Source organism: Actinophytocola xinjiangensis, assembly GCF_001921215.1.
Taxonomy (GTDB): Bacteria; Actinomycetota; Actinomycetes; order Mycobacteriales; family Pseudonocardiaceae; genus Actinophytocola; species Actinophytocola xinjiangensis.
Map to the genome: position 1 here is coordinate 460,610 of NZ_MSIF01000004.1, position 8,400 is coordinate 469,009.

4 protein-coding genes and 1 pseudogene are annotated in these 8,400 nt (G+C 71.0%); all 5 read left to right on the top strand.

What is annotated here, in order from left to right:
* Positions 1-80: 80 nt before the first annotated feature.
* Positions 81-1,283 carry an MFS transporter gene (locus BLA60_RS12465; RefSeq protein WP_075132958.1) on the top strand — a complete coding sequence of 401 codons (1,203 nt, stop codon included), beginning with the start codon at positions 81-83 and terminating at the stop codon, positions 1,281-1,283.
* Between the two features lie 61 nt (positions 1,284-1,344).
* On the top strand, positions 1,345-3,381 hold the full coding sequence (locus BLA60_RS12470; RefSeq protein WP_425427052.1) for a bifunctional copper resistance protein CopD/cytochrome c oxidase assembly protein: 2,037 nt from the start codon (positions 1,345-1,347) through the stop codon (positions 3,379-3,381).
* Positions 3,382-3,556: 175 nt separating this feature from the next.
* Positions 3,557-3,982 carry a single-stranded DNA-binding protein gene (locus BLA60_RS12475; protein WP_075132960.1) on the top strand — a complete coding sequence of 142 codons (426 nt, stop codon included), beginning with the start codon at positions 3,557-3,559 and terminating at the stop codon, positions 3,980-3,982.
* Positions 3,983-4,063: 81 nt separating this feature from the next.
* Positions 4,064-5,740, top strand: a complete 1,677-nt coding sequence (gene ettA, locus BLA60_RS12480) for an energy-dependent translational throttle protein EttA (RefSeq protein ID WP_075132961.1) — start codon at positions 4,064-4,066, stop codon at positions 5,738-5,740.
* Positions 5,741-5,756: 16 nt separating this feature from the next.
* Positions 5,757-8,400 (top strand): annotated as a pseudogene (locus BLA60_RS12485) (hypothetical protein); the annotation flags it as partial.

Sequence of the window (8,400 nt, forward strand, 5' to 3'; positions counted from 1 at the left end):
GAAAAGCGTGGCGATCACTGAAGCGCTTCAGTTACTCTCGATCGGGTGACTTCGGACGAGTGAAACGGGAGGGAGGCCGAGTGCGCGCGGAACGGTGGTCGGTGTTCGTGATCTTCGCGCTCAACGGGATCGTCGTCGGCTCGTGGGCGCCCAGGATGCCGGCGCTGGCCGGGCAGATCGGCGCCAACGAGGGCCAGCTCGGGCTCGCCCTGCTCGGCGGCAGCATCGGCATGATCGCCGCCGCCTCGCTGACCGGCCGCTGGTGCGCCCGCTCCGGCGCCCGGCTGGTCATGTTCGCCGCCGCCCTGGCCACGGTCGCCGTCCTCCCACTGCTCGCCCTGGTCACCTCCCCGCTGCAACTGGGCGGCGCGCTGGTGCTGGTCGGCGCCTCGGTCGGCATGCTCGACGTCGCCATGAACATCGGCGCGGTCACCGTCGTGCGCCGCACCGAACGCCCGCTCATGCCGGTCTTCCACGCCGGCTTCAGCTTCGGCGCCCTCGCCGGCTCGATGGGCGCCGCGTTCGCCGCCGGGCACGACATCGGCCTGGTCGCGCACTTCCTCGCGGTGTCCGCCCTGGTCCTCGTGGTGAACCTGGCGGTGATCAGGTTCGTGCCGCGCGAGGAGCGGGTGGCCGCCGCCGACGGGCAGCGGCCGGCCGACCGCCGGATGCTGCGCCGCCCCGTGCTCTGGCTGCTCGGCGGCATCGCCCTGTGCTCGGCGATCGTCGAGGGCGCCAGCGGCGACTGGTCGGCGCTGTTCGCCGTCCGGGAGCGCGGCATGGACGAGGCCTCCGCCGCCATCACCTTCTCGGTGTTCTGCGTGGCCATGGGCGTCGTCCGGCTGCTCGGTGAGCAGGCGGAACGCCGGTGGAGCGCCGAACGGCTGCTGATCGTCGGCTCCCTGTCCGCCGCGTTCGGGCTGCTGCTCACCGCGACCGTCCCCGGCGCCGCCGTCGCCTACCTGGGGTTCGCGCTCGCCGGCGGCGGCCTGGCCTTCGCCTTCCCGATCGCGCTCAACCTGGCCGGCGCGGTCGGCCGGCGCGGCGACGGCACCGGCGGCGAGCACGAGATCGGCTTCGTCACCACCATCGCCTACAGCGGCTTCCTCATCGGCCCGCCGATGATCGGCGGTGTGGCGCACCTGACCAACCTCGAGGTCGCGATCGGGTTCGCCGGCGTGATCGCGGCACTGATCGTCCCGGTCGCCCTCGGCGCGGCCGCCGCCCGCCGCCGCGAGGACACCAGGGCGACGGCACCGGAACCCGCACTGAACACCCGCTGAACCGCGGAAAGAGGGGTGCGCGACGGTCCGTGTGCGCACAGCGGTGACTACGCTCGAAAGGGTGTCCGTCGACAGTTCGCCGGAGAAGGCGAAAGCAGCCCCCCGTACCGGTGCGACCGCCGGCGTGCTGCCGCTGATCGCCATCGGCATCCTGCTCGCCGTCCTCGCCGCGGTGTTCCTGCTCTCCCTGACCCTCGGTGACGACGCCCGCAGCACCCTCTACGGCCTGACCACCGCCAGGGTGATCGCCGAGATCGGCATGGTGCTGACCATCGGCTCGCTGCTGTTCGCCACGTTCATGGTGTCCCCGCAGCGCTCGGGCACCCTCGACGTCAACGGTTACGCCGCGCTGCGCACCGCCGGCCTGGCCGCCGTCCTGTGGTGCGCCGCGTCACTGGCCGCGCTGGTGTACACCGGGGCCGACGCGGTGGAGAAGCCGGTCTCCGAGGTGCTCAACGCCGACACCCTGCTCAGCCTGGTCGGCATCATCGAGCAGGCCAAGGCCTGGCTGATCACCGCGCTGGTCGCGCTGGTCATCGCCATCGGCACCCGGTTCGTGCTGTCCTGGGGGCTGACCGCCGCCCTGTTCGGCCTGGCCCTGTTCGGCCTCACCCCGATCGCGGTGACCGGGCACTCCTCCAGCGGTGGCCAGCACGACCTGGCCACCAACAGCCTGCTGCTCCACCTGGTCGCGGCCTCGCTGTGGGTCGGCGGGCTGGTCGCCCTGCTGGTGTTCGGCCGCCGGGTGACCACCGGCTCGGGGCTGCGCCTTGCCGCCACCCGGTTCTCCGCGACGGCGCTGGTCTGCTGGATCGTGATGGCCGTCTCCGGCGTGCTCAACGCCTGGGTCCGGCTGCCCGTCGAGGACCTGTTCACCACCGACTACGGCCTGCTGGTGGTCGCCAAGATCGCCGCGTTGGGTGTGCTCGGCCTCTTCGGGTTCGCCCACCGGCAGCGGACGGTCGCGGCCATCGAGGCCGGCGGGTCGAGCAACCTGCTGGTGCGTCTGGCGGCCGTCGAGGTGCTGGTCATGTGCCTGACGATCGGTATCGCCGCCGCGCTCGCCCGGACCCCACCGCCGGGTGAGGGCGTGCTGCCCGAGCGGATCGAGGCCATTCTCGGCTACCCGCTCGACGGCCCGCCGACGCTGGGGGCGCTGCTCACCGACTGGCGTTTCGACATCATCTTCGGCACCCTCGCGATCACCATGGCGGTGCTCTACCTGCTCGGTGTGCGGCGGCTGCGCGCCCGGGGCGACGCCTGGCCCGTCGGCCGGACGGTGGCCTGGGTGCTGGGCTGTCTGGTGCTGCTGGTGGCGACCTCCTCCGGGTTCGGCCGCTACGCCCCGGCGATGTTCAGCGTCCACATGGAGACGCACATGATGCTGTCCATGCTGGCGCCGGTGCTGCTGGTACTGGGTGGGCCGGTGACGTTGGCGCTGCGGGCGCTGCCGGTGGCGGGTCGGGACGGGGCTCCGGGGCCTCGGGAGTGGCTGCTCGCGGCCGTTCGCTCACCCGTGTCGAAGGCGCTCACCCAACCGGTGGTCGCGCTCGTGTTGTTCGTCGGTTCGTTCTACGTTCTGTACTTCTCCGGGCTGTTCGAGGTCGCAGTGGAGGAGCACTGGGCACACCTTCTTATGAATGCCCACTTCCTGATCGTGGGCTACCTGTTCTACTGGCCGGTGATCGGCGTCGATCCGTCGCCGAGGAGGTTGCCGCACGTCGCGCGGCTGGGCATGGTGTTCGCCTCGCTGCCCTTCCACGCGTTCTTCGGCGTGATCATGATGAGTTCGCAGACGGTCGTCGGCGAGCCGTTCTACCGGGCGCTCGGCCTGCCATGGGCCGCCGATCTGCTGGCCGACCAGCGGCTCGGTGGGGGCATAGCGTGGGCGGCCGGCGAAGTGCCGCTGCTGATCGTGCTGGTCGCGCTGCTGGTGCAGTGGGCCAAGGCCGACGACCGGGAGGCACGGCGGGCCGACCGGCGCGCCGACGACGACGGTGACGCCGAGCGGACCGCGTACAACGCGATGCTGCGCAAGCTCTCCGGCGGGCAGCGTGACGACGAACCGGACAAGCAGCAGGCCGACGCCCCGGGGTGAGCGGCCCACTACCACAGATCCCGGCCATCACCGCTCGCCGCGCCCTGAGTTGTCCACAGCCGCACGAGTTGTCCACAGGTGGGCGGTTGTCCGCCCCGTTTCCCGCCGAACACGGGCACTGTTGTTCGTGTGAGCGGCGCACCCCGCGCCGCCACGGACAGCGAGGAGCAGCCCGATGTACGAGACGATCGTGTCGATGGTCGGCCGGGTCATCACCGAGCCGGCGCGCCACCGGTTCCCCAACGGCGACCAGAAGACCAGCTTCCGGCTGATGGCGTCGGAACGCAGGTTCAACCGGGAGACCCAGGAGTGGGGTGACGGCGACCGGCTGTTCGTCACGGTGAACTCGTGGCGGCGGCTGGCCGAGGGCGTGGCCAACTCGGTGGTCAAGGGCGACAACGTGATGGTGACCGGCCGGCTCTACGTCCGCCAGTACCAGACCAGCGGCGGCGACCAGCGCGACAGTTACGAGCTGGATGCCCGTGCCATCGGCCCCGACCTGAACTGGTGCACGGTCGCGGTCGAACGGCCGCCCCGCCCGCTGACCGAGGCGAGTACCGGCCAACCGGGGGAGGAGGTGATCGGCCGGCGGGCCGCCTGAGCCGGGTCCCGGGAAGATCCTTCACGCCGCAGCGCCACACCGAGGTCATGTCCGAGTCCGGACCGCTCTACGATCGCGGCCATGGCCGAGTTCATCTACACCATGAAAAAGGTGCGCAAGGCGCACGGGGACAAGGTCATCCTTGATGACGTCACCATCGCGTTCTACCCCGGAGCGAAGATCGGGGTGGTGGGTCCCAACGGTGCCGGTAAGTCCAGCGTGCTCAAGATCATGGCCGGATTGGACCAGCCCAACAACGGCGAGGCGTTCCTGTCCCCCGGGTACACGGTCGGCATCCTGCAGCAGGAGCCGCCCCTCAACGAGGACAAGACCGTCCTCGGCAACGTCGAGGAGGGCGTCGGCGAGATCAAGCAGAAGCTTGACCGCTTCAACGAGATCGCCGAGCTGATGGCGACCGACTACTCCGACGCGCTCATGGAGGAGATGGGCAAACTCCAGGAGGACCTCGACCACGCCGACGCGTGGGACCTCGGCTCCCAGCTGGAGCAGGCGATGGACGCGCTGCGGTGCCCGCCACCGGACGCGGACGTCACGGTGCTCTCCGGTGGTGAACGCCGCCGGGTGGCGCTGTGCAAGCTCCTGCTGTCCAAGCCCGACCTGTTGCTGCTGGACGAGCCGACCAACCACCTGGACGCGGAGAGCGTGCTGTGGCTCGAACAGCACCTGGCCCAGTACCCGGGTGCCGTTCTGGCGGTCACCCACGACCGGTACTTCCTGGACAACCTCTCGCAGTGGATCATGGAGCTCGACCGTGGCCGGGCCCATGCCTACGAGGGCAACTACTCCGTCTACCTGGAGAAGAAGGCCGAGCGGTTGGCGGTCCAGGGCAAGAAGGACCAGAAGCTGCAGAAGCGGCTGAAGGACGAGCTGGCCTGGGTGCGGTCCAACGCCAAAGCACGGCAGACCAAGTCCAGGGCGCGTCTTGACCGCTACGAGGAGATGGCGGCGGAGGCCGAGCGCACCCGCAAGCTCGACTTCGAGGAGATCCAGATCCCGCCGGGGCCCCGGCTGGGCAACGTGGTCGTCGACGTCGAGAAGCTGCGCAAGGGCTTCGGCGACCGGGTGCTCATCAACGACCTGTCGTTCAGCCTGCCGCGCAACGGCATCATCGGCGTGATCGGCCCGAACGGCGTCGGCAAGACGACGCTGTTCAAGACCATCGTCGGTCTCGAGGAGCCGGACGCCGGTTCGGTGCGGGTCGGCGACACGGTGAAGCTGTCCTACGTCGACCAGGAACGCGGCGGGATCGACCCGAAGAAGAACGTGTGGGAGGTGGTGTCGGACGGACTGGACTACATCCATGTCGGCCAGGTCGAGATGCCGTCCCGCGCCTACGTCAGTGCCTTCGGGTTCAAGGGTGCCGACCAGCAGAAGCCGTCGGGGGTGCTCTCCGGTGGCGAGCGCAACCGGCTCAACCTGGCGTTGACCCTCAAGCAGGGCGGCAACCTGATCCTGCTGGACGAGCCGACCAACGACCTGGACGTGGAAACGCTGGGGTCGCTGGAGAACGCGTTGGAGCAGTTCCCGGGCTGCGCGGTGGTCATCTCCCACGATCGGTGGTTCCTTGATCGGGTCGCGACGCATATCCTCGCGTGGGAAGGCACTGAGGAGAATCCCGCCAAGTGGTTCTGGTTCGAGGGCAACTTCGAGGGGTACGAGAAGAACAAGATCGAACGCCTTGGTGAGGAAGCCGCACGTCCGCATCGGGTCACCTACCGCAAGCTGACTCGGGACTAGGTTGGGGGTTCCGGTGGTGGCGGCCTTGGACGAGGTGCCGGCGGCCGGCGGTCTCGGCGAGTGCGCGGCACTCGTCCGGTCGGCCGAGGCGTTGCGGTCCAGTGCCCCGGAACTGGCCGTCCAACTGGTTCGCCGGGCTGTGGTGGTCGGCGCCGCCGACCTGGCCTCGGCCGGCGATCTTCCCGATCAGGTCAGGTCGTTGGCGACGTCGTTGGCCATGCGGGCGCGGGCGGTGCTGTCGGCCGGCCTGGTCCGGGTCAGCCACTACGCGGACGCGATCGAGCCGTCGCTGTCGGCGCTCTCCCTCGCGGAGAGCGCCGGCGACGACGACCTCGCCCTGTCGGTTCGTCTCGATCTCGCGGCGTGTGCCAGGGAGGTCGGCGAGCCGCTGCTGGGCTGCGCGATCCTGCGTCCGGTCCTGGAGTCCCCACTGGCCCGGCCGTCGGTCCGCGCGGTCGCGCTGGGCCGCCTGGTCGGCTGCCTGGCGCACGTGGCCCGCCGCGACGACGTGGAGGACGCGCTCACCGAGGCCGACCGTCTCCTGGGGGCCGACGACGGCCTTTCCTCGGACCTGCGCCGGATCGAACGTGTCCGGTTGTCGGTCCGTGCCGCCGCCTACCACCGCTGGTACGGCGACACCGAGGACGCGATCGACGCGGCCCGCGAGGCGTTGGGCCAGCTCAACCGCCTGCGCGGCAGCCGCCCGGAAACGACTCGCCTGCGCGCCCAACTGGTCCTGGAACTGACCTGCGCCCTTCTGGACGACGGCGACCTGTCCGAGGCCGAGTCGGTCGCCGCCCCTCTGCTGGACGAACCGGCGCGGGCGACGTCCGCCGCCGCCCTCGGCCAACTCATGCTGGCCGTCGCCACCCGCATCCACCTGCCGGCGGGTCGGGTCGAGCGCGGCCGGGCCCTCTTGGACCAGGCGGCCCAACTGGGCACCCGCCACACCCTCGACGGCATCCTCGCTGACGCCCTCACCACCATCTCCCATCTCGACGAACAAGCCGGCCTGACCACCGAGGCCCTCGACGCCGCCCGCACCGCCCGCGCGGCCGACCACCGCAGACTCCGAGCGACCGCGCGAGCCGCCCGCCGCCTGCTGGTGGTCGTCGGCGCGGCCAGGGACTGGAACGCCACGGCGGCGAGTACCCTGCTCACCACCCTCCTCACCTCCACCCACCCCCGAACCACCACCGCTCCCGAGCCGATGTCCCACCACGCCGCACCCCCCGCCGATCCCGCGGCAGAGCGGCCCCCGGCAGCCCACACGGCCCCAACCCCGGTCGCGTTGTCCGAAGACCAGTCGGCGAGCCATGCTGCGGCGCAGGTGGCGTTGTCCGGAGGTCCGTCGTCGGCGAGTCATGCTGCGGGGGAGGTGGCGTTGTCTGGGGGCCCGGCTTCGTCAAGCCATGTTTCGCCGCAGGTGGCGTTGTCCGAAGACCAGTCGGCGAGTCACGCTGCGGCGCAGGTGGCGTTGTCCGGAGGTCCGTCGTCGGCGAGTCATGCTGCGGGGGAGGTGGCGTTGTCTGGGGGCCCGGCTTCGTCAAGCCATGTTTCGCCGCAGGTGGCGTTGTCCGAAGACCAGTCGGCGAGTCACGCTGCGGCGCAGGTGGCGTTGTCCGGAGGTCCGTCGTCGGCGAGTCACGCCGCGGCGCAGGTGGCGTTGCCTGGGGAGCAGTCGTCGAGCCAGTTTCTGGCGCACGCGCCGCTGAACGGGATGCCCCCCGAACACGCGACCGCGGAGGACAGGCACCCGAGTCGGGCATCCCTGACCCGACAAGCCGCGGAACAGCCGGCATCGTCCCTCGCGGCCTCGCCATCGCAGTCCGAGGGAGATCATTCGTCTCCGGAGCCAGCGGCTGACCTGCTGGACCGCGAGGGTCTCTACCGCCGCCTCCACGCGGTCCGCAACGGCGAACGCCCGGTGGCTCTGGCCCTGGTCCGCCTGGCCGAGAACGGCACACATCCCGGTGTGAACCTCACCGGTCTGGCCGACCGCCTGCGTGACCTGGTCCCCGCCAACGCCGAGCTGGCCCACTCGGACGGCGCCGAGCTGGCCGTCATCCTCCCCAGCACCACCAAGGACCAGGCCGAAGAGTTCGCCAGAACGATCCGCGACACCGCCCTGCGCGCCGACTGGCTGACCCAGGCCAACGCCCGCGGCATCAGCACCGGCGTCGGCCAGTCCAACCCCGATGCGCCGTCGGTGGACGTCGCCGCCCTCCTCAGCTCGGCCCGCCACGCCCTGACCCCACCCGAACCCCACCGCCGCCCCGGCGAACGCACCCAACCCATCCCCGCCCTCGCCCACTCCCCGGAGCCCACCTTCCACGACACCGCCGACACCCTCCGCATCGGCCGCACCATCATCGACTCCCTGAGCATCCCCGAAGGCAGCGGCGGCAAACGCCGGGCCGCCACCGGCGTCCACCCGGTCCCGACCCCCGCACCAGCCTCGGACAGCGCCCCAGCCGCCGACCTCGGCCCGTCGGGCGCCCCTGCCGCCCCGTCCTTCGCCCCGGGCGCCGGTTCTGCGCCTGGCCCCACCTCGACCAGCGGTGTCGGCCCGTCAGGCGTTCCGGTGTCGTCTGCTGCTGGGTCTGGTGCTGCTTCGGTCGGTGGTGTGGGCGCGTCGGGTGTTGGGGTGTCGTCTGCTG

Coding starts and splice junctions, on each gene's coding strand:
- BLA60_RS12475 (WP_075132960.1), top strand. CDS start 3,557: ATGTACGAGACGATCGTGTCGATGGTCGGCCGGGTCATCACCGAGCCG.
- ettA (WP_075132961.1), top strand. CDS start 4,064: ATGGCCGAGTTCATCTACACCATGAAAAAGGTGCGCAAGGCGCACGGG.